Genomic DNA, 20,413 nt, shown 5'->3' on the forward strand with positions numbered 1-20,413 from the left:
CCGAAGCGCCCCGTTCAGCGAGCACTCTTTTTTGGTGCTCTCGACCGGCAGGGGAGTCCGTGCTAATGATTTAACTTTTATTTTTCTGCCAGCTGCTGAATAGCCGCTGTTCAGCCTGACGTGACCATCCGTGGCGCGCGACAAACTCGCTTAATGGCCGATCCCAGCTTTCTAGCTCAGAGAGCGCCAGCAGCGGAAGATCGGCCAGAGCGGGATAAATCACCACTTTGCCCGGGAATCGTCCCGCCTTCACCGCCTGCAACCCCTCCAGCGTAGCCAGCAGGCCGCCAATCGCCGCCACGTTAAAATCCGGTAATGCTTCGCCGGTGCGCACTTTTTCCAGCACGCGCCGCTGATCGTTGGCGGAGGAACCGCTGCTGGCGGTGATGGTTGCGCCGCTCCACGCCACCTTACCCAACGGCAGCGGACCGAACTGGCCGTAGCGCGTGCCGGAGAACAGCACCAGGGTGCCGTCGTCAGCCAGCAGATCGACCACGCCGCTCAGCGGATCAATGCCTGGCGCGCAGATAATGATGTCTGACGCGCCCTGCGGACCGACCAGCTCGCGTATTTGTGTGGCGAAATTGGCGCTTTCCTGCACTGCCAGATAGCGCACATCCGTGTTTTTTCCGGTCTGTAACAGCAGTGGCGCAAAATCCTGCTGCATTCGATCCAGGCGCTTGCGGGTGTTGCCGGTGACGATAACTCTGGCCGGGGGATGAGGGCTTTTCAGCGCGCGCTGAAGATGAATGCGTCCCATGGTGCCGCCGCCGCCGGACAGCACCAGCGTGCCTCCGGGCAGATAGTCATAGCGATAATCACGTTGGGAAAACGCGGCCGACAGTCGGCGCAGCGGAGAACCCATCAGGGCGACATTGTGATAATGAATTTTGGCGATATCGGCGGGGATCTGACTCTCCGGCTCGGACTCTGGCAGCCAACACAGCAGTCCATTCACCGCCATGCGTTCAACGATCTGCGTCAGCGTTTCCCTGTCTGGATTACCCAGGATCAGGATGTCGTCAAATATGCCCGGCGGCAGTTCGGACTGGATCTGACTCGCCTGTTGCGGCTGACCGCTGACAAAGTGCTCAAAATCGTCGACCGTGCCAACGCGGGTAATTTCTGTCGCCACCAGCGGCATGTCCAGCGCAAAGGACTTTTTCACTCCCTTTGCCAGCCAGATCAGCAGGCTACCGCCTTGTTTCATCTGCCTGCGCGAATGCGGCACGAAAGCGGCTTCAACGCAGGCCAGCGGCTCGGTCTGGGCCAGCGCGGCGTCGCTAATGGCATCATCAATGCTAAAAGCGCAGCAGCCCTGGTCAGAGGTAAAGACCTCTTTCCCCAGCAGGATATACTCCGCCATGCCGCCGGTGACGTTCACGCCGATGCAAAAACGCTCGCCGTTAAGGTACACATCAGGCTGCACGCCGAAACGCTGCCCCGGCGGCCATGCCGCAGCCATGTCCGCGCCCGTTGCCACCACGCGCAACGACAGCTCATGACCGAGGATTGCTGGATGGCGGGCAAAATCACGGTCTTTGAACAGCGGGTAATCGTTACCCATATCAATCATTTTTACGTCTGAGGCGCAGAGGGAAAAGGCTTCGACTTTTGCCAGTACCTCGCCCGGCCCCGGCATTTTCAGCGGACGAATTTCTGGCCGGGCGTTGCGGCCAAATGAGTCCATGCCCTTGCCGTAGTAAATCCAGGTTAGCTGTGTTTCTGGTAAGTGGTTCATATTTTCTCCAGAAGACGGTCACTCATTGGTATTGGCCTGAAGCAGGTTATCGATCTCGCGGCAGGCTACGTAAAGGTGATAGAGGGAGGACGCCGGTGAGGAGTGCGGCAAACGCTCCCCGCTGGCTGAGATCTCATCGCAGTAAGGCCTGGTGGTTTCACCGTCGATGTATTGCCGCATCATGGTGGCGCTATGCCGGTCAAGCGTCTGATAAACGGCATTATTCCGCTGCGTTACGCAGGCAACGACATCGGCTTTTAGCCGTTCAGTCTGACACCACAGGCGGCTACCCGCGCGGTAGGGTGTCCGGTCACTGTGGATTTCGTTCATCACCGCATGGGTTTGCGGGTTTTCACCGGCCACGGCGGCGAAATGCTGTAACGCTTCGCGCCAGAATGCGGTATCCACCCCGGAAATCTTCTGATACTCGTACAGAAGCCATGTCCACTCGTGATGATGGCCGGGATCAACATGCGCAGACTCAGGGAGATCGGCCTGCCAGCCTGGCGAGAAAAACTCGGTCAGACAGTGCCGATCGCGATGGAACAGATGCCCGGTAAACAGGGCAAACAGGCGATGCGCCTCCTGCTCCCAGCGCGGCTGACCGGTCAGTTTCCACCAGCAAAGCATCGCTTCAAACAGATGCATATTGGGATTCTGGCTCAGCATCGGCGGACGGTTAGTATTGATGGCGTAGCCGCCCTCCGGCAGAGCCAGATTTTCCTGCATCCAGTCGTGCAGCGTTCCGGCGCGAGCGAGAAACTGCGGCTCGCCGGTTAACGCGTAAAGCTCGCTATAAGCAAGCAAAGCGAAAGCCTGCTCGTAGGCATTCTGCTGGCGGTCGTCAGGGGTGTGTCCATCGGAGAACAGGAACACTCCCTGCTCATTAGTGAAGTGTCGTATCCCCTGGTTCGCCACCCGCTCCAGCGTCTCGCGCGCGTCCAGCCAGCCGGTGCGCGTTGCGTGGGCGAAAACATAAAGCTGACGCGTCTGCACCCGGCTGCGGGCAAGGGTGCCGTCGTCCGGCAAGGTTTCCCGGAAACATTCCGGGCCTTCAGGCAACGATTTGACGCCCTGATGCAGGAACTCGGGTAACGCGCTGTGCTGCATCCAGTTAACGAAACGTTTTGCATTAGTCAGCATCATGCGTGCTCCGCCTGGCGTACGCTTGCGATGATGACGCCGATCTCTTTCTGCTGCGGCGAGCGTAGCCGATACCCGGCCAGGGCTGCCGGGATAATCACGGTTTCAGCGTAATGCACCACGAACGGCGCAAAATTTCCTGTCGGGCTTTCAATCATCGCTTCCTGGCCTTCAATCAGATTGAGCATCTGAAATTCGCCGTCCGTGCTCAGCTCAACCGCGTCGGTGATCCAGTAACGGTGGGTGTCGATAAACTCCAGTTGATGCAGACCGGTACGCTCGCTGCGCCATCCGTCATTTTCTTCCAGCGGCGTGACGGTATTGACCAGCTCCCGGCTACACCAGTCGGTATCGCGCTCTTCGCGCAGCACTTTTCTACCGTGATCGAGGTGGACCGGTCGGGGCTTGCCATCCAGACCCAGCCGACCCCAGTCCCACAGCTTAAAGGTGAAGATATAGGGCGTGGCGGAAATTTCCAGAATCATCGCGTCGCTGCCTGAGCAGTGTACGGTGCCTGATGGAATCAGCACATGATCGTGTTTTTTAACCGGGAAGCGGTTAACGTATTTTTCCGCATCCAGCGTACCGGTTTGCTGCGCCTGCTCAATTGCCGCCACCAGCTGCTGTTGCTTAACCCCTGTTTTGAAGCCAAGCCACACGCTGGCCTCTTCACCGGCATCAAGGATGTAATAACTCTCATCCTGGGTATAGTGCATGCCAAAGTTCTGCTGGATGTAATCGGTGGACGGGTGTACCTGTAGGCTCAGATTGCCGCCGGACATGGTATCGAGGAAATCAAAGCGGATCGGGAATTCCGCGCCGAAGCGTGAGTAGTTGCGCTGACCCAGCAGGGCTTCCGGACGCGCCAGCACCAGGTTGATTGCCGGCATGGTGATGGCCGCGGCGCCGAATTTCAGCGTCAGGCTGTTCTCTTCCGGCACGCCGTCAAAACACCAGGCGTAATTTTTCTCGCTCGGGGGCAGTTCGCAAACTTCTTCCATCCATTTGCCGCCCCATACGCCGGGGTCAAAAAAGGGATTCAGACGGAACGGGGTTTTCAGGCAGGCATCAAGACCGGCATGGAAAGCGCTGCCGTCCACCATCACCGCAGGCTGGGCCAGCACATCGAGATAGAAATCGAAACGCGAAAACAGATCGCGCTTGTGGCGATCGGCGATCCGCCATTCCCAGAAGAAACCGCGCTTATATTTTTTCAGGATATCTTCATTCGGGTTTTCGCTTTGCCAGTTACTGCCACGCGCACGCCAGTCGAGCTGACGTTGCCAGCGCGGGTAGTCGGCATAAATCAGTACGTCGCCGTCGGCAACCAGCGCTGCGCCAGTACCGATCGCCACGCGCAGGCCGCGAGTTTCGCCGATCTTACTGCGCATTGCCTCAGCCGCATCGGGCAGCAGATAGTCAGACAGCCTGGCGCAGCTCATGACGCCGAACACGCGGTCCTCGGTCAGCGTATCCGCCAGACGCGCAGTCAGTTCGCTGCCCTGCATAAAGCAGCTGTCCGCCGCAAACCAGCTGGCGCTGCCGAATGCGGGCGAGGCGCTTAGCTCGGTTTGCAGGCTGGCAATATCTACGCCGGGATAGCAATCGATGACGATGACCGCCTCTGTGCGATCGGAGAGCGACTCAGCGATCTGCTCTGCAATATTTTGCCACCCTTCAGACGAAGGGTGCTCCCCGTTTACCTGTACCGCGGGGAACTTGTCATAATTAGCAGGGTGCTTCAGATAGCCCATGATTGACTCCATTGGTTAAACGATTAACTTCATTGCTGAGGAGGAATCTAAACTAAAAAAAAAGCTATGAACAGAGGGTTAATCTCTGGTTATTTATTTAAATAAATGATTTTAATGTGTTTTATGTGAAAGGTTGCGTCAGGGTATTATTGAATTTGTGATCGCTATCAGAAATTTTTGACCTCGCAATCGACAATTATTAAGTAAATCGAATAACCTTGATTTGATCATTTATGCTGGAGTCCAAACGATGAAACCAATCGCTATCCATTTTGGGGCTGGCGCACTGGGCAGAGGTTTAGTCATTCCCTGGCTTAGCGACAGTGGCTTTGATGTCATTGCCGTCGATACCGATCGCGAGCTGGCTGAGCAGCTCAACGCCAACGGCGGTTATGACATTCTGATTACTGACAGCAGAGAAACGCGCACTATCCCGCTGCAGGGGGTTCTGCATCCAGGCGATCCGGCGCTGGCGGGCTGGCTGAAAAAAACCAGGGTGATAACCACGTCAGTCAGAAAGGAAAATTTGCACCACGTCGCCAGGCTGTTGCAACAGGTGCCGCCTGTTACGGTGATTTGCTGTGAAAATATCGAGCAAAGCGGGGCATTTTTTGCCTCCCAGTTGGAGCAGCAGGGCATTTCCTCCGCAGGCTGGCATCTGCCGGACTGCATGGTGGATCGCATCTGCGCCTCGTGCTGGCCGCACTCACTGGTGATTGAAACCGAATCCTGGGGATCGATTTGCGTTCAGGCGCTGCCCGGCGCCACCGTGCCGGAACGGTTTGAAGTCACTCAGAACATTGCCCGTCGTTTTCAGGAAAAGCGCGTGCTGGTGAACACCTACGCTGACGGTATCAGCTTTCTTGGCAAGGCGGCCGGTCTGCATTACCTGTATGAAGCGGCGGAAAGCGCTGCCATCAATGCCGATATCGCCGACTACATGGAACTGATGAAGCGCTACTTACAGAGCGAGTGTCAGCTGGACGCGCCGTATCTGGATCGCATGGCGAAAAAACACCGGCAGCGCTTAAGTAACCCGAATATTCAGCGCGATTTGGCTAGCGTGGCGCGTAATTTTCCCGAGAAAATTCGCCCCTCTGAACGCTTCATTTATCCGCTGACGGTGTTACAGCGTCAGGGGGTCAATATCGATAAGGCCATGCCATTCCTGAATAAGTTGATTAACAGCTGGGCCAGCGAGCAGAGCGATATCCAGCAGGCGCGGGCGCAGATAACAGAGATTATTAACAATCGCGATATCACCGATAAATTGGAAACCGCACTATGACCACCCTTATTTTTGCCGCGCACGGCATGTCAGCTCCGGGGATGAAAGACAGCGTAGAGATGGTATTGGGGCCGCAGGAGCGATTCCATACCGTGATGCTGTCGCAGGATGAAGGCATCGAGCATTTTCGTAACACAATGACCGCCTTAGTGAAAAAGAGTAAAGCGGAGGAGGGCGGTGACATCCTGATCCTCACCGATATGCCAGCCGGCACGCCGTTTAACGTCAGCGTACAGCTTTCACTGGAAATACCGGGCATTGCGGTGCTGTCAGGGACCAATCTTCCGATGGTACTGGCCGCGCTGGAGTCAGACGGCGAGCCACTGGAGGACATTACCCGTCAGGTAATTGAAACCGGCAAAGACGCCATTCGTCCTTTTATCGAAGCTGTTACAGCTGAGGAAGATTTCTGATTATGGCCGTTTCCTTCTTACGTATTGACGACAGACTTATCCACGGTCAAATGGCCGCGAGCTGGATCGGCTCCAGCCCGTGTGACGGCATTGTGGTGGTCGACGACGACGCAGCGCAAAACGAAGTGCAGAAAAAGGTGCTGCTCTCCATTTTACCCTCGGTGAAAACCTGGGTGTTCTCGATCGCCGAAGCGACCGAAAAACTGCCGAAGGTGATTGAGTCACAGAAGCGCTATTACGTGGTTGCCCGCAATGCCCAGGCGCTGTCACACCTTGCCGCCGCCGTCCCGCAGCTGCGCCAGGCGATCGGTAAAATCAACGTCGGTCCGCTATCAAAGCGCGAAGATGCCATTCCGGTCAACAAAGGACAGAGCGTGACGCCGGAAGAGATCCCGGCCTTCAATCATCTGGCCGGGTTAGGGTTTTCCATTGAGTTTCGCCTGTTGCCAGACACCGCTGCGGTGAGCTGGGAAGCAGCTGCGAAGAAGCTGGCAGGTTAATATCATGATTGACATCAATGTGTTTCAGGCGGCACTGATTGGCATTTTCTGCTACCTCGGCGCGCTCACCACGCCCTGGCTACTGGGGTTAACCGGCGGCTGGTATACGCTGTCGCGCCCGCTGGTGGCCGCGTTTTTCACCGGATTAATTGTCGGGGACCTGGGCCACGCCATTCTGATTGGGGTCGCGGTCCAGACGGTGTATATCGCCTTCGTTTCACCAGGCAATGCCATGCCGCAGGATCTGAACTTTGTTTCGTGGCTGGCGCTGCCGCTGGCGATCCTCTCTGGTCAGGATGCAAAAGTGGCGGTGACGCTGGCAGCCACTATTGGCGTGGCGGGCACCATTATCTTCAACTTCACTATGCTGTCGAACGTCTTCTGGAACACCCGTGCGGATAAAGCGCTGGCCAGCGGCGATAAAAGTTCCTGGCAGCGCAACGCCGTCTGGTTCCCGCAAATCAGCAACTTTATTGTGCGTTTTGTTCCGGTCTTTTTTGCCTGCCTGTTTGGCCCGAAATACATTGAATTAGTCGTCAATGCTATGCCTGCCTCGCTGATGCACGTAGTCACCGTATTTGGCGGCGTATTGCCAGCCGTTGGTATCGCCATGCTGATGCGTCAGGCGATTATCGAAAAATCCATGCTGATTTATTTCCTGTTTGGATTTATTTGCGTGGTGTTTATGAAAGTGAACATGATCGCGCTGGTGATCATCAGCCTGCTGCTGGCGTTGATTCACTATAAATATAAACCTTCTAAACAGGCAGCCTCCGCTAACAATAATGATGAGGACGAATTCTGATGGCACAGCTTAATCCTTTAGATACCTCACCGGCCAGCCATCACGCGGATGGCGCGCAACCAGCAATGCTGGATGCCAAAACGCTGCGTAAAAGCTGGTTAAATTGGGCAATGCATAACATTACTGTAGCTTCTTACGATCGGATGGAAGGCCACGGCTTTGTCAAATCATTAATGCCGGCGGTGGAAAAGTTTTACCCGGATAATAAAGCGCGTCAGGCCGAAGTGCTGATGTCGCACACGGCCTATTTCAATACCGAACCCCAACTTGGGGCGATGATCCCCGGCATTGTGGTGGGAATGGAAGAGCAGCGCGCGCGCGGGGAACCCGTTGACGCCAACACTATTCAGTCAGTGAAAAACTCGCTGATGGGGCCGCTGGCGGGTATTGGCGATTCGTCGATTCAGGGAACGCTGATCCCGGTGTTATTAAGTATCGCTATCTCACTGTCGCAGGGAGGCTCCGCGTTAGGTCCACTCTTTTATATCGTGGTGTTTAATTTGCTGATCGTTACGCTGAGCTATCGCGTGTTTCATTCCGGTTATCGCCTGGGTGTAAAAGCGGTAGATTTATTTGTCAGCGAGAACGCAAATAAATTAAGAGAATGCATGTCAATAATTGGCGTGACGGTGATTGGCGGGATTGCATCCAGTTATATCACGCTGAGTACGCCGCTTGCGTTCAATTCCGGCAAGGTGAATATTAATGCGCAAAACATTCTTGACGGCATTTTCCCCCATTTGTTACCGTTGCTCGCTGTGCTGGGCGTATGGTTGCTGCTGACCCGATACCGGCTGTCAGTAGTGAAAACGATGCTCGTCACCCTCGTTGTTTCGGGTATTGGTGCGTTTATCGGCATTTTTTAACGGAGTAAAGCATGACAAAACGCGCAACGGTAGCGGATGTCGCCGCGCTGGCAAACGTGTCGTCGGCCACGGTATCGAACGTTATCAGTAATCGTGCGGGCAAAGTTTCGGCCAAAACCCGCCAGCGCGTTCTTGAGGCGATTACGACGCTCAACTACACCTATAACGAAACGGCGGCGACGTTGAGAAGTAACAAGTCCAATATTATTGGACTTGTTATCCATGATTTGAGCAACCCGTATTACACCGAACTTATTGCGAAAATTAACCGCAAGCTGGCTAAAACCGGCTATGCCACCATTTTGGCCTGTTCTGATGAAAACCTCGAAAACCAGCAGAGCTATCTGCATCTGATGCAGCGGCATAACGCCCTGGCCGTGCTGCTCTGCCCAACCTGGGGGACCACTCGCGAACACCTTGATGCCTGGCACGATCTCAGCCCCACCATCACTTTTTTGCGCCCGACCGGTAGCCATGACAGCGATTTTATCGGCATTGATAATTACCAGGCGGCTTATGATATTACGCACCGTCTAATCAGCGAAGGCCATTCCCGGATCGCCTTTATCGGCGGCAGCCAGAGCTCGCGCCTGCGTCGCCAGCGTTTGCAGGGCTGGAAGGACGCTCACGAAGACCACCGGCTCAGCTGGGATGAGTCGCGCATTGTCTACTGCGCTTCCAGTATGAGCGCCGGTATCAACGCCACCTTGACGCTGTTCCACACGGATAGCGAAATTACCGCTTTGGTGTGCTACCAGGACGTGGTGGCATTCGGCGCCATGAACGCGCTGCATTATCTGGGCAAAAAAGTGGGTGAAGAAATTGCCGTTACCGGTTTTGACGGCCTGAGTGATGCCGAAGGCTGGCTGCCGTCCCTGACGACTGCCGAAGTGCAAATTGAGGTGTTGGCCGGGCATATTGTCGATCGCCTGCTGGCCCGGCTGGAAAAACCGGAAGATCCGCCGAGCGTCACCCTGCTGCACGCGCATATACACTGGCGCGATTCTTCATTGCTCCGGAAGCCCTGATCAGCCTGGCGCTGCGGCCCTGCATTGTTAGCACTCCCGCTCGTCAGGTCGCCTCTCGGGCCAGCCGCACGCCGCTGAACATCCAGCGCGCCGACGGCGGGAAGAAATTACGGTAGGTTGCCCGCGTATGCCCGACTGGCGTGATTGACGACCCGCCGCGCAGGCTCATCTGCCCAACCATAAATTTGCCGTTATACTCCCCGACCGCACCGGCAGAAGCATGAAATCCGGGATAGGCGTCATAGGCGCTGCGGGTCCATTGCCAGGCCTCAGCGTAGAGCTCGCTCAGGCCTGCGACGGTCGCTGCCGCATGTTCCCACTCTGATTCTGTCGGCAGACGTGCGCCCGCCCACTCGGCGTAGGCGGCTGCTTCGTAGTAACTCACATGCAGCACGGGCGCATTGGGATCGATCTTCGCTCGGCCCTCAAGCCCCATTGCTGACCAGCTCTCTTGTTCCTCCTGCCGCCAGTAGAGCGGGGATTGCCAGTTCTCAGCCTGCGTCTTTGCCCAGCCGTCGGACAGCCACAGCTCCGGCCGTCGGTAACCGCCGTCGGCCATAAAGGCCAGCCACTCGCCGTTGGTCACCAGGCGATCGGCTAAGGCGTAGGGCTGCAAATACACTTTGTGGCGCGGGGTTTCGTTATCAAAGATGAAGCCGCCTCCGTCCGAACCCACCTCAACGATACCACCCGCTACGCTACGCCATTCTACCGGGCGGTAATCCGGACGGGCCTGCGCCGGATTCTGCCGATAAGCTGGCGAGAGCGGCGAGCACGAAAACAGATGCAGTATATCCATCAGGATCAGTTCCTGATGCTGCTCCTCGTGAGCCAGACCCAGCTCAACCAGCGGCACCAGCTCTTGGAGCTGCATGTTCAGCAACCGTGCCATACCTGCGTCGACGTGGGCCCGGTAGGCCAGCACCTCAGCGGCGGACGGACGGGTAATAAGACCGCGCAGAGGCCTTGGCTGGCGCGGCCCGACGGCTTCGTAGTACGAGTTGAACAGATAGCTGAAGGCGGGATCGAATGCCTGATAGTCCGGCAAGTGCGGCATCAGCAGAAAGGTTTCAAAAAACCAGGTGGTATGCGCCAGGTGCCACTTGGTCGGGCTGGCGTCGGGCATCGATTGCACTACCTGATCTTCAGGGCTCAATGGCGCGGCCAGAGCCTCGCTGTTGGCGCGCACCGAGTGATAGCGTAAGCGTAAGTCAGCCACGCTGGTAATCTCAGGGGATGAATGGCTAAGCAGCGTCATGGAAGTCTTCCCGGCATCTTGTGCTGGTGGGGGAAAAATCGCCGTCCTCAGAATCCTGCGAGCGCTCTGAAGGCGGCACCGATCACAGGGCGACCGCGTTCGACCGCTGGCGGGCGTTCTTGACGGTCAGCCAGATTGCCGAAATGAGGAAGTACAACACGCCGAAGGCGGTGTAAGGCGCGACGATCGACACATCCAGCGGAATGCCGCTACTGGCTTGCTTAAACATAAAGACGCCGGCTAATGCGGACTGCGCGCCGCTGAGGATCATCGCCCACTGGCCGCCCGAGGTTTTCCAGCGGCGAACGGCGGTGGACAGTTGCAGCACGCCAGAGAAGATTGCCCATATGCCGAACACCTTGATGGTGGCTTCCATACTGATGGTCAGCGCCCAGCCGATGGCAATGGCGACGATAAGGCTGACAATGAAGTTGAACTTCTGCGGCGGGTTGGCGCTGAGGCCGCCATTTTTCCCTGCATCAATGTAATTGGCTAGTGCGTCCCAGGCCGGGTAAAGAACCAGCAGGATCGAGCCAATGGTCGGGTTATGTTTACCGATCAGAACCGCAAGGATGATCCAGATAATTGAAACCCCGGCTCGCAGGTAATAATAGCGCTGCAGCCATTTATTCTGTGAGTTATCAGGGGTAGCGGTGGCACTTTTCATGATGTTTCTCCATAGGGTTTGCACTGTCGACCAGATAAAATTCGCATATATACCAGTCAGTTGGTTAATAAAGCGATGAGGGCCCCGGCGTAAAAGCTGGGGGAGGCTGGCGCGTTCGCAGGACACCGAATCAGCGAATGAGGGTGAACGCGTGCATAGCCAATGCCTTCAATCTACCTGTCGGTAGGTAGGTTGTCAACTGACCCTGTAGCCATTGGCTACAATCTTGTCAGCCTGAGGCGCAGGTGAGAATCCAGACCCTACCGTTTGTCAATTGCCGGATCTTCGCGGCGGATTAGCCACTCTTTCAGCAGCAGCAGGTTAGCTTCCTTCAGGTGGTTACTGCTCCAGACCAGATAGTAGGTCAGCCTGCCGCAATTCAGCTGACCATTTGCCATCTCGATCAGCGTGCCTTCTGCTAACTCTTTTTTAACCAGCTCGCGCTGAGCCAGCGCGATGCCCTGTCCCTCAAGCGCAGCCTGATAGGCCAGCGCCGAACTTTCCAACTCCCGCCAGTTAGTCAGTCCGCCGATATCGATTCCCAGCGCCTCGCTCCAACGCTGCCAGTCATCCGGACGCCCCCGAACGCGGAGCAGGGTATGCCGCATCAGATGTTCAGGCGTCAGCATTGCCTTACGGTCCTGCGTGGGCTTACAGACCGGCACCAGAATGTTTTCAATTAACGGAGTGGCGGACATGTTCTGCCATTCGCCATCCCCCAGGCGGATGGCCGCGTCGAAATCGGCGGACTCATCCCATTCTGAAGCGGTAGTCAGGCGGACATCAATCGTCGGATTAGCCAGCTGGAAAGCCGTCAGGCGGGGAATCAGCCAGCGGGTGGCAAAGGTGGTAAAGGAGTGAAGCCGGATGACGGTGCGCCCGGCGCTGCGGTGCAGTACCTGACCGGCTTTGCGCAGTCCTTCGATGTGCGGACCAATCAGGTGAAAATAGGCGCTACCGGCGTGCGTAAGCAGCAGACCCCGGCCATCACGCTGAAACAGCGTCGTGCCGAAATGCTCCTCCAGCAGGCGGATCTGGCGGCTGATCGCGCCGGGCGTTACGGACATCTGCTCAGCTGCGGCGCGCACGCTGCCGGTGCGGGCCACAAATTCAAACGCCAGCAGAGCATTCAGGGGGGGAAGGTCGCGCGTCACACTCTCACCATGGGTATGTTCTCACTGAGGGAGGGAAGGTGGTCAGTGACCACCTTCCCGCTACATATTAGCGATTCTGACCAGACATCAGCACATATTTCACCTGCACGTACTCTTCAATACCGTAATGACCGCCTTCACGGCCATAGCCGGAGTGTTTAATGCCGCCAAAAGGGACTGACGCGGTGCCGACAGAGCCTGAATTCATAATCACCATTCCGGCTTCCAGCTGCTTTGAAAGGCGGAAAGCGCGCCCCAAATCCGTGGTCCAGCTGTAGGCCACCAGCCCATATTCCGTATTGTTCGCGCGGCGAATAACCTCTTCTTCCGTCTTAAAACGATAGGCTGCAAACACCGGACCGAAAATTTCCGTGTTATGAATTTTAAAACTGTCCTCCACATCGCACAGAATGGTCGGTTGATAAAACAGGCCGCCTTTGGCATCTAGTTTGCCGCCAAGACGAATGGTCGCGCCCAGCGAGACCGCGTCATCCACCAGTTCCACCACTTTCTCCAGCGCTGGCTGGTTAATCAGCGGCCCGACGACGAACTCATCCTGCATACCCTGATCGACGCGGATTTTCGACACGGCGGCAACCAGCCGTGCAATAAAGGCGTCATAGATTCCGTCCTGGATAAATACGCGGTTTGGCGAGATACAAACCTGCCCGGAATTACGCAGCTTCGCGTTGACCAGCCCGGTGACCGCATCATCCAGCGTGGCGTCGTCAAAGACGATGAACGGCGCATTACCGCCCAGCTCAAGGGTCATTTTTTTCAACGCGGCGCCACAGTTAGCGGCCAGTAGCTTCCCGACTCGCGTTGAACCGGTAAACGACACTTTGTGGATACGCGGATCGCTGGTAAAGGCTTCGCCGATGGCTTTGGCATCGCCGGTCACCATTTCGAAGACACCTTCCGGTATACCTGCTTCCCGCGCATATTCCAGCAATTTCCACGCGGTAAGCGGCGTCTCTTCCGCCGGTTTAATGATCATGGTGCAGCCCGCCGCCAGCGCCGTAGCGATTTTGCGGGTGATCATCATAAAAGGAAAATTCCAGGGGGTAATGGACGCGGTCGGGCCAACAGGCTCCTTGATGACCAGCACCGAACCATGAGGATAGTGGGAAGGGAGGGTATCGCCGTAGACCCGTTTCGCCTCCTCGGCATACCATTCGATAAAGCCAAGACCGTAGTCTATTTCGCCCAGCGCCTCGTTGAGACACTTGCCGTTTTCCTGAACCATAATTTCAGCGAAAACGCGCTTGTCGGCACGGACCAGATCGTACCAGCGACGCAAAACATCGCTGCGTTCTTTCGCCGTTTTTTGCGCCCAGCCGGGAAATGCTTCGCAGGTGCGATCGATGGCCGCCGCGACTACCACCGCGCTCATCATGGGAGTCTGGCCGATAACTGAACCGTCAGCAGGGTTGATAACATTGATCATGTTCTTACCTATGAGTTTTAGTGAGCGAAAGCATTCCGCACTGCGGGGAGGTGGGAATGCGGTTAACGCTGCTCATTCTCCGGCGAGGGGGCGTCTGCCACAATCGATTAAAATTGCTCAAATGTTGAGAAAAACTCAATGGTATTGGGCTCAGGAGCGTGAGGGCCTTTACCGCTCCGGCGAACGGCCTGGCCATGCAGCCAGCGCAATATCCACCATCCGTTTCAGCGTTTCCGTACAGGCTCCGTCACAGGCCTGCGCCGACATACCCTGCACCACGGCTGAATAAAAGCGCGCAAGCGCTTCGCTATCGGTGCCAGCAGGAAGCTCCCCCTCATCAATCGCCCGGTCGAAGCGCTTTTTGATGCATTGAATCGACATATCGCGGCGCGCGGCAACCTCTCTGGCGACGGACTCATTTTCTTCAGCGTGCTGAAGCACCGCGGTTGAAATTATGCACCCACGCGGTTTGCTGGGATCGCTAACGCCCTGCGCGACATCGTACAGATAGAAACTCAGCGCATCATAGGCTGACATTTCGCCCTGCAACGCCTCGGAGCGGAGTTTGCTCTCTTGCTTAATATTATGATCGAGTGCCTGGCGGTAAAGCTCTTCCTTAGAGCCGAAGGTGGCATAAAGGGAGGGCGGCGTAATCCCCATCGCGCGGGTTAATTCAGCTATCGACGTTCCCTCATAGCCATGTTGCCAGAAAAGGCGAGCCGCAACTTCAAGGCCGGTATCGCGATCCAATATCCTCGGTCTGCCACGCTTGCGGGCGGGTTGATTCATTTTATATCGATCCCTATAAAAATATTGACAAGGTTCTGTTGCGAGAATTATAACGGTCACTAGTTAAATAACCAAGGAGTAAGCCATGTCGGCAAATCTGCAAGATAAAATCGTCCTGATCACCGGAAGCTCACGCGGTATCGGCCGCGCCACGGCGCTGGCTTTTGCCAGAGAGGGCGCGGCGTTTATCGGCGTCCATTACGGCAACAACGAAGCGGCTGCGCTGGCGACCGTCGCTGAGATTGAGGCGTTGGGAAGCAAGGCGGCCATTATTAAAGGGGATCTGACCGAAGGGAAAGCGGCGACGGACAGCATTCTGCAACAGTTCACCACTGCGGCGTATGCCGCCACCGGCGAGCGCGGGATTGATATTCTGGTTAATAACGCAGGCGTGGCGCCAGCCGTGTCGCTGGCACAAACCAGCGAAGCGACGTTCGATGAGATTATCACCATCAACCTGAAAACACCGTTCTTCCTGATTCAGGCATTTGCAGACAGCCTGCGCGACAACGGACGGATCATCAATGTCTCCACAGGGTTCACGCGCGTTGCCGCGCCAACGCATCCCGCTTACGCAGCATCGAAAGGCGCGCTGGAAACCTTAACGCTGGCGCTGGCGCCGGAGTTCGCCGCACGCGGTATTACGGTGAATACGGTAATGCCAGGCGTTACCGAGACCGACATGAATGCGGAGTGGCTAACAGTGCCAGAGGCCCGCGCCGGCGCTGAAGCCCTGTCCGTATTCTCACGAGTCGGCCAGGCTGCTGACGTGGCGGATGTCATTACCCTGGTCGCCTCGAATGGCGCGCGCTGGGTCACCGGACAGGTGATTGATGCGACCGGCGGCACCCATCTTTAAAACAAGCTGTGACCGCTTTATATGCAGGTATAGCCAGCATCGGCATTGATGATTGAGCCAGTCAGTAAGCTTGATGCCTCAGAGGCAAGAAACTGAACGACGGCGGCAATCTCGTCCGGTTTTCCCAACCGTCCGGCTGGGGTCATGTCGAGCCAGCGTGATACCAGCCCCGGTTGGCTTTCGAGGTCTTTTAGCAGCGGCGTTTCTATGTAGGTGGGGGCGACGGCATTCACGCGTACCCCACGCGTTGCCCACTCTACGGCCAGCGACCGGGTTAAATGATGCACTCCGGCTTTCGAGGTATTGTAGTGACATTGCGGCTGCGGCACATTGACGATGTGTCCGGACATGGAGCCTATATTGATGATCGAACCGGCTCCTGCCGCCAGCATCCGGCGGCCAAAGCCGCGGCAGGTACGGAAAACGCCGGTGAGATTAACGGCGATCACCTTGTCCCACTCTTCATCCGTCATGGCTTCCGCAGAGGTATTTGTCACGATCCCGGCATTGCAGACCAGCACGTCCAGCGGCGGCAAACTTTCCGCCAGCGCATTGATGGCGGTGCTGTCGGTAACGTCCAGCTGTTCGGCCCGGACGTTAAACCCCATGCTGCTTAATTCCCGCACGGTGGTTTCAGCGCGTTCGCGCAGAATGTCGGTGCAGATGACCTCAGCGCCGGTGGCGGCCAGCGCCTGCGCAATGGCCGCGCCGATACCCTGACCCGCGCCCGTTACCAGCGCGAGTTTTCCGTTAAGCGACTGCATTTTTTGATAATCCATCATGTCTTCCTTCAGACTAGCCGGCAGCGCAGCGTTTCACCCCGCAACCCGCGTAATGCCTCTTCAGAGGCCAGCTGTTGTAACTTCTCTACGGACGCATTCGAGAAAAACGCCGCGTGGGGCGACATCAACACGCTGAACGAGTGCCGTAGCGGGGAATCGGCGGGGAGCGGTTCTTGTTCAAAAACGTCAAGCCCCGCGCCGGATAAGTGCCCATGGCGCAGCGCATCACTCAGCGCCGTTTCATCCACCAGCCCTCCGCGTGAGCAGTTGATAATGATCGAACCGGCAGGCATACGCGTCAGGGCATCAGCATCGATCAGGTGTCGGGTGTCGGGGGTCAGCGGCACATGCAGTGAAAGCACGTCAGCTGAAGCTATCACCTCATCGCGACTCATCGGCTCGACCCCGGCGGCGCGAGCCGCATCGTCGTTCACAAAAGGATCGTAGCCGGTGATGCGACAGCCAAATACGGCCATGCGCGTCGCATAGGAACGAGCGATGCGGCCTAAGCCGATAAGGCCAACCGTGGTCTCTCGCAGCGAACGCACGCCGTCAACCATTCGGTCAATTTTCCATTCTCCCTCGCGGATGCCCGCATCGTATCGGTTGAGCTTGCGAACTAATGCCAGGGTCATTGCTGTGGCGTGATCGGCTACTTCGTCGATGCCATAGTCGGGCACGTTACAGACGCGAACGCCCAGATCTTTCGCCGCGATAAGATCGACGTTATCCACGCCAACCCCATACCGGATTACCACGGCGCCGGGCGCCATTACTTCGAGGACGCGGCGGGTGAGCGGGGCAAAATTGTTAAGCACAACGTGCGCACCCTGTACGGCGCTTCGCGTCTCCTCTTCGCTACGGCATTGATATTCGGCGAAATCTGCCGCCTCTGCCTGCGCGGCGGCCTGCTCATGCCGGGTGTTGCCGAAAGCCTGATCGGTTACCACCAGCTTTAATGTTGACTGAGTCACAGTAACCCCCGCTGAGCAAGATTACGCATCAGCGCGCGAGCGCCCCAGGTCCAGGGAACGGCCTGGTCGGAATAGACCACGGTATTACTCAGCGTCCCCAGCAGCGGCGTAGATATACTGACCACGTCACCTGGTTTATGGGTAAACCCCGATCCTTTTTGCGCACGATCCTGGGTTGGAGCGAACAGGGTGCCGAGAAACAGCATGAAACCGTCGGGGTACTGGTGTGAGGCATTGCAGGTTTGTGCAACCAGTTCAGCCGGTTTGCGGCTGATCTCTTGCATATCAGAGCTGCCGGACAGCTGAAAATCGTCGGTGCCGGTGACGGAAAGAGTCAGTGCCGCGTTTTCTATATCCTGCAGCGTGAAATGCTCGTCGAACAGGCGAATAAACGGGCCAATTGCGCAGGACGCGTTGTTATCTTTCGCTTTCCCCAACAGCAAAGCGGAGCGGCCTTCAACATCGCGCAAATTAACGTCATTCCCTAAGGTTGCGCCGCGAATATTGCCCTGGCTGTCGACCGCCAGCACCACTTCCGGCTCGGGGTTGTTCCAGGCCGAAATCCGGTTAATGCCGATCTGCGCGCCGTAGCCCACCGAAGACAGGGGCTGAGACTTGGTAAAGACTTCAGCGTCGGGGCCAATACCGACTTCCAGATATTGCGACCACAGTCCTTCGGCGATCAGCGCCGTTTTCACCTCCGCCGCTTTTTCCGATCCGGCCTGAATATTCGACAGGCTCCCGCCGATAAGCGTGCCTATACGCTGACGAAGTTCTTCGGCACGGGCAGCATCGCCAGAGGAGCGTTCATCAATCACCCGCTCGACCATGCTTTGGGCGAAGGTGACGCCGCAGGCCTTCAGCGCCTGAAAGTCACAGGGTGCCAGCAGGCAGGGGCGATCCGCGTGATAGCCCATTTCAGCCGGGTCAAGAACCAGATCGTTGACTTTGCCAATGGCTTCACCTTGCAGCTGGTCAAAGCGGGCCGCCGGATTGTCTTCCAGAAAATCGGAGACTGATACCACTGAGTCGGTAACGTCGGTTAAGACGCCATCGCGGAGGATAACCACCGACGGGCCTTTGCCGGGTCGCCAGATCCGGCCAACAAGTTTCGCATGGGTTAATGAAGTGGGCAGCATAGGGATGTCCTTGAGTTTATTTGCTAGTAATACTAGGTTTTTGTCTGTTCAGTGGTCAAGATATCATCAGCGATTAACAGCGTGTTTTCATTTTGATTTTTTTATGCTATTTGTTTAATTATATGTTTTTATTGATTTAAATATTTATTTTACTTCGTTTAATGCCGGAATCTTATTTTAAATGTTGTGATCTTGTTGTCATTTTGTTCATAAGAGACTTGTATGGATCTAGTAATACTATATTAATGAGGGCAGCTTTAGCGTCCCCACCAGGGGCCCACCGCAGATGAAGGCGACGGAGTAGCAGCATGAACACGCAGCATGAAAAAAATAACTCTCTCTTCGAATCGATTGCCGCGCTGGAAGGCGCTCTGTTTATTGATGGCGAATTCCGCAAGGGGACAGGAGCACGTTTGCCGGTAGAAAACCCGGCTAACGGTGAAGTCATTGGCCATATTGCGGCGGCTACGCCTGCTGAGATTGAGGCGGCGGTCAGCGCCGCACGTCGCGCATTCCGTCTCTGGTCGGCCGAACTGCCTAAAACCCGTGCCAGAGCGCTGCATCGGCTGGGGGAGTTAATCGCCGAAGATGCGTTAAATATGGCGAAAATTATGACCTCCGAGCAGGGGAAGCCGCTGAATGAAGCCAAAGGCGAGATCCTTAAGCTGGCCGAAGCCTGCCATTTTTATGCCGAAGAAGCGACGCGCGTGCACGGTGAAATCGTGCCAAACGATCAGCATGGATTTCAAAGCCTGGTGGTACGGGAGCCTGTCGGTGTGGTGGGCGCCATCACACCGTGGAATTACCCGGCTGAGCTGGTCGGTTGGAAATTATGCGCCAGCCTGGCGTCAGGCTGCACGATTGTGATCAAACCTGCGGAAATCACGCCGTTTACGGCGCTGGCAATAGCGGAAAAATGCGCCGAAGCCGGTATTCCTGCGGGCGTTGTCAACGTGCTGACCGGCAAGGGCTCACTGATTGGACAGGCGCTGGTTGAACATCCTCAGGTGGATAAAATTGCCTTTACCGGTTCAAGCGCGGTGGGTTTGCATATTCAGCAAAGCTGTCCACAGGTGAAACGGCTGTCGTTGGAGCTGGGCGGCAACTGCCCGATGATCGTGACGGCCAGCGCGGATATCCCCGCTGCGGTGAAAGGGGCCGTCCGCCGGGGTTTCCGAAACTGTGGGCAAATCTGCATTGCGGTTAACCGTATTTATGTGCATCGCCCGGTTTATGACGACTTCGTCAGCCAGGTCGGAGCGGCGGCGGACCGGCTGGTACTGGGCAATGGTCTGGAGATGCCCGATGCCGATCTGGGGGCGATGGCCTCGGCAGAACCTCTGAACAAAACCCGCGGCCACTTGAACGACGCCCTGGAAAAAGGGGCCCGACTGATAGCCGGGGGGAAAGCGCCGGAAGGCGCTCACTATGCCGCCGGGTATTTCTTTCGTCCCACCGTTGTTGCCGATTGTACGCATGAGATGCAGGTGATGACGGAAGAAACCTTTGGTCCGCTGGTTGGGATCATGCCTTTTGACCGCGTTGAGGAAGCGATTGCGCTGGCGAATGACACGCCTTACGGGCTCGCTGCCTATGTTTATGCCCGCGATCTTACCGAGATTCACACGTTATCTGCCGCGCTGGACTACGGCAACGTGGCGATCAACAACGTTGATGCCGGCATCATGAACGCCCCTTACGGCGGGCGCAAACAGAGCGGCGTGGGCTATGAACATGGCCGTGAAGGTTTGCTTGAGTACTTTAATTTCAAGCATATCCGTTTATACCACGGGGTCAGGGGGTAAT

At 56.5% G+C, this 20,413-nt stretch carries 19 protein-coding genes; 8 read left to right on the forward strand and 11 right to left on the reverse strand.

What is annotated here, in order from left to right; genetic code table 11:
* Nucleotides 1–70: 70 nt before the first annotated feature.
* The 3 genes from NG99_RS01755 to NG99_RS01765 are packed head-to-tail and all read right to left on the reverse strand — an operon-like array spanning nt 71 to nt 4,638.
* Nucleotides 71–1,741, reverse strand: a complete 1,671-nt coding sequence (locus NG99_RS01755) for an alcohol dehydrogenase catalytic domain-containing protein (protein WP_232298147.1) — start codon at nt 1,739–1,741, stop codon at nt 71–73.
* An 18-nt stretch (nt 1,742–1,759) separates the two neighbouring features.
* Nucleotides 1,760–2,887 carry an AGE family epimerase/isomerase gene (locus tag NG99_RS01760; RefSeq protein ID WP_232298148.1) on the reverse strand — a complete coding sequence of 376 codons (1,128 nt, stop codon included), beginning with the start codon at nt 2,885–2,887 and terminating at the stop codon, nt 1,760–1,762.
* Entirely contained in the window at nt 2,884–4,638 is a 1,755-nt protein-coding gene (locus NG99_RS01765) for a class I mannose-6-phosphate isomerase (protein WP_034887749.1), read from the reverse strand. The genes NG99_RS01760 and NG99_RS01765 overlap by 4 nt, the downstream gene beginning before the upstream one ends.
* 250 nt (nt 4,639–4,888) lie before the next feature.
* Here NG99_RS01765 and NG99_RS01770 point away from each other — a divergent pair, with 250 nt between their 5' ends.
* The 6 genes from NG99_RS01770 to NG99_RS01795 are packed head-to-tail and all read left to right on the forward strand — an operon-like array spanning nt 4,889 to nt 9,538.
* Nucleotides 4,889–5,926 carry a mannitol dehydrogenase family protein gene (locus tag NG99_RS01770; protein ID WP_034887751.1) on the forward strand — a complete coding sequence of 346 codons (1,038 nt, stop codon included), beginning with the start codon at nt 4,889–4,891 and terminating at the stop codon, nt 5,924–5,926.
* Nucleotides 5,923–6,339 (forward strand): PTS sugar transporter subunit IIA, encoded by a 417-nt coding sequence (locus tag NG99_RS01775; RefSeq protein ID WP_034887753.1) that lies wholly within the window; start codon nt 5,923–5,925, stop codon nt 6,337–6,339. The genes NG99_RS01770 and NG99_RS01775 overlap by 4 nt, the downstream gene beginning before the upstream one ends.
* Nucleotides 6,340–6,341: 2 nt before the next feature.
* A complete protein-coding gene (locus NG99_RS01780) occupies nt 6,342–6,839 on the forward strand; it encodes a PTS system mannose/fructose/N-acetylgalactosamine-transporter subunit IIB (RefSeq protein ID WP_034887754.1) in 498 nt (165 codons plus the stop codon).
* A 4-nt stretch (nt 6,840–6,843) separates the two neighbouring features.
* On the forward strand, nt 6,844–7,644 hold the full coding sequence (locus NG99_RS01785; protein ID WP_157032527.1) for a PTS mannose/fructose/sorbose/N-acetylgalactosamine transporter subunit IIC: 801 nt from the start codon (nt 6,844–6,846) through the stop codon (nt 7,642–7,644).
* Complete coding sequence (locus tag NG99_RS01790; protein WP_232298149.1) at nt 7,644–8,510, forward strand: PTS system mannose/fructose/sorbose family transporter subunit IID; 867 nt, start codon at nt 7,644–7,646, stop codon at nt 8,508–8,510. Before NG99_RS01785 ends, NG99_RS01790 begins: the two co-directional genes overlap by 1 nt.
* Nucleotides 8,511–8,521: 11 nt before the next feature.
* Nucleotides 8,522–9,538, forward strand: coding sequence for a LacI family DNA-binding transcriptional regulator (locus NG99_RS01795; RefSeq protein ID WP_034887757.1), 1,017 nt, complete (start codon nt 8,522–8,524; stop codon nt 9,536–9,538).
* A gap of 43 nt (nt 9,539–9,581) precedes the next feature.
* Here the strand turns inward: NG99_RS01795 and egtB are convergent, their stop codons facing one another.
* The 5 genes from egtB to NG99_RS01820 form a co-directional block, all read right to left on the reverse strand.
* Nucleotides 9,582–10,796: an ergothioneine biosynthesis protein EgtB gene (gene egtB, locus NG99_RS01800; RefSeq protein WP_034887758.1), complete on the reverse strand. Its 1,215-nt coding sequence runs from the start codon at nt 10,794–10,796 to the stop codon at nt 9,582–9,584.
* 82 nt (nt 10,797–10,878) lie between these two features.
* Nucleotides 10,879–11,463 (reverse strand): DUF308 domain-containing protein, encoded by a 585-nt coding sequence (locus NG99_RS01805; RefSeq protein WP_034887761.1) that lies wholly within the window; start codon nt 11,461–11,463, stop codon nt 10,879–10,881.
* Between the two features lie 260 nt (nt 11,464–11,723).
* A complete protein-coding gene (locus NG99_RS01810; RefSeq protein ID WP_052130511.1) occupies nt 11,724–12,617 on the reverse strand; it encodes a LysR substrate-binding domain-containing protein in 894 nt (297 codons plus the stop codon).
* 67 nt (nt 12,618–12,684) lie between these two features.
* Nucleotides 12,685–14,064 (reverse strand): NAD-dependent succinate-semialdehyde dehydrogenase, encoded by a 1,380-nt coding sequence (locus NG99_RS01815; protein WP_034887762.1) that lies wholly within the window; start codon nt 14,062–14,064, stop codon nt 12,685–12,687.
* 168 nt (nt 14,065–14,232) lie between these two features.
* Nucleotides 14,233–14,853, reverse strand: coding sequence for a TetR/AcrR family transcriptional regulator (locus tag NG99_RS01820; protein ID WP_034887764.1), 621 nt, complete (start codon nt 14,851–14,853; stop codon nt 14,233–14,235).
* Between the two features lie 85 nt (nt 14,854–14,938).
* Here NG99_RS01820 and NG99_RS01825 point away from each other — a divergent pair, with 85 nt between their 5' ends.
* Entirely contained in the window at nt 14,939–15,712 is a 774-nt protein-coding gene (locus tag NG99_RS01825; protein WP_034887767.1) for an SDR family NAD(P)-dependent oxidoreductase, read from the forward strand.
* 17 nt (nt 15,713–15,729) lie between these two features.
* On the opposite strand, the gene NG99_RS01830 is transcribed toward NG99_RS01825, so the two are convergent.
* The 3 genes from NG99_RS01830 to NG99_RS01840 are packed head-to-tail and all read right to left on the reverse strand — an operon-like array spanning nt 15,730 to nt 18,607.
* Complete coding sequence (locus NG99_RS01830; RefSeq protein WP_198138715.1) at nt 15,730–16,494, reverse strand: SDR family NAD(P)-dependent oxidoreductase; 765 nt, start codon at nt 16,492–16,494, stop codon at nt 15,730–15,732.
* An 8-nt stretch (nt 16,495–16,502) separates the two neighbouring features.
* Complete coding sequence (locus tag NG99_RS01835; protein WP_034887771.1) at nt 16,503–17,468, reverse strand: C-terminal binding protein; 966 nt, start codon at nt 17,466–17,468, stop codon at nt 16,503–16,505.
* Nucleotides 17,465–18,607: a fumarylacetoacetate hydrolase family protein gene (locus NG99_RS01840; RefSeq protein WP_034887775.1), complete on the reverse strand. Its 1,143-nt coding sequence runs from the start codon at nt 18,605–18,607 to the stop codon at nt 17,465–17,467. The genes NG99_RS01835 and NG99_RS01840 overlap by 4 nt, the downstream gene beginning before the upstream one ends.
* 308 nt (nt 18,608–18,915) lie before the next feature.
* Between NG99_RS01840 and NG99_RS01845 the strand changes: the two genes are divergently transcribed.
* Nucleotides 18,916–20,412, forward strand: coding sequence for an aldehyde dehydrogenase family protein (locus NG99_RS01845; RefSeq protein WP_034887777.1), 1,497 nt, complete (start codon nt 18,916–18,918; stop codon nt 20,410–20,412).
* Nucleotide 20,413: the final 1 nt, after the last annotated feature.

Source organism: Erwinia typographi (assembly GCF_000773975.1).
GTDB classification, from domain to species: Bacteria; Pseudomonadota; Gammaproteobacteria; order Enterobacterales; family Enterobacteriaceae; genus Erwinia; species Erwinia typographi.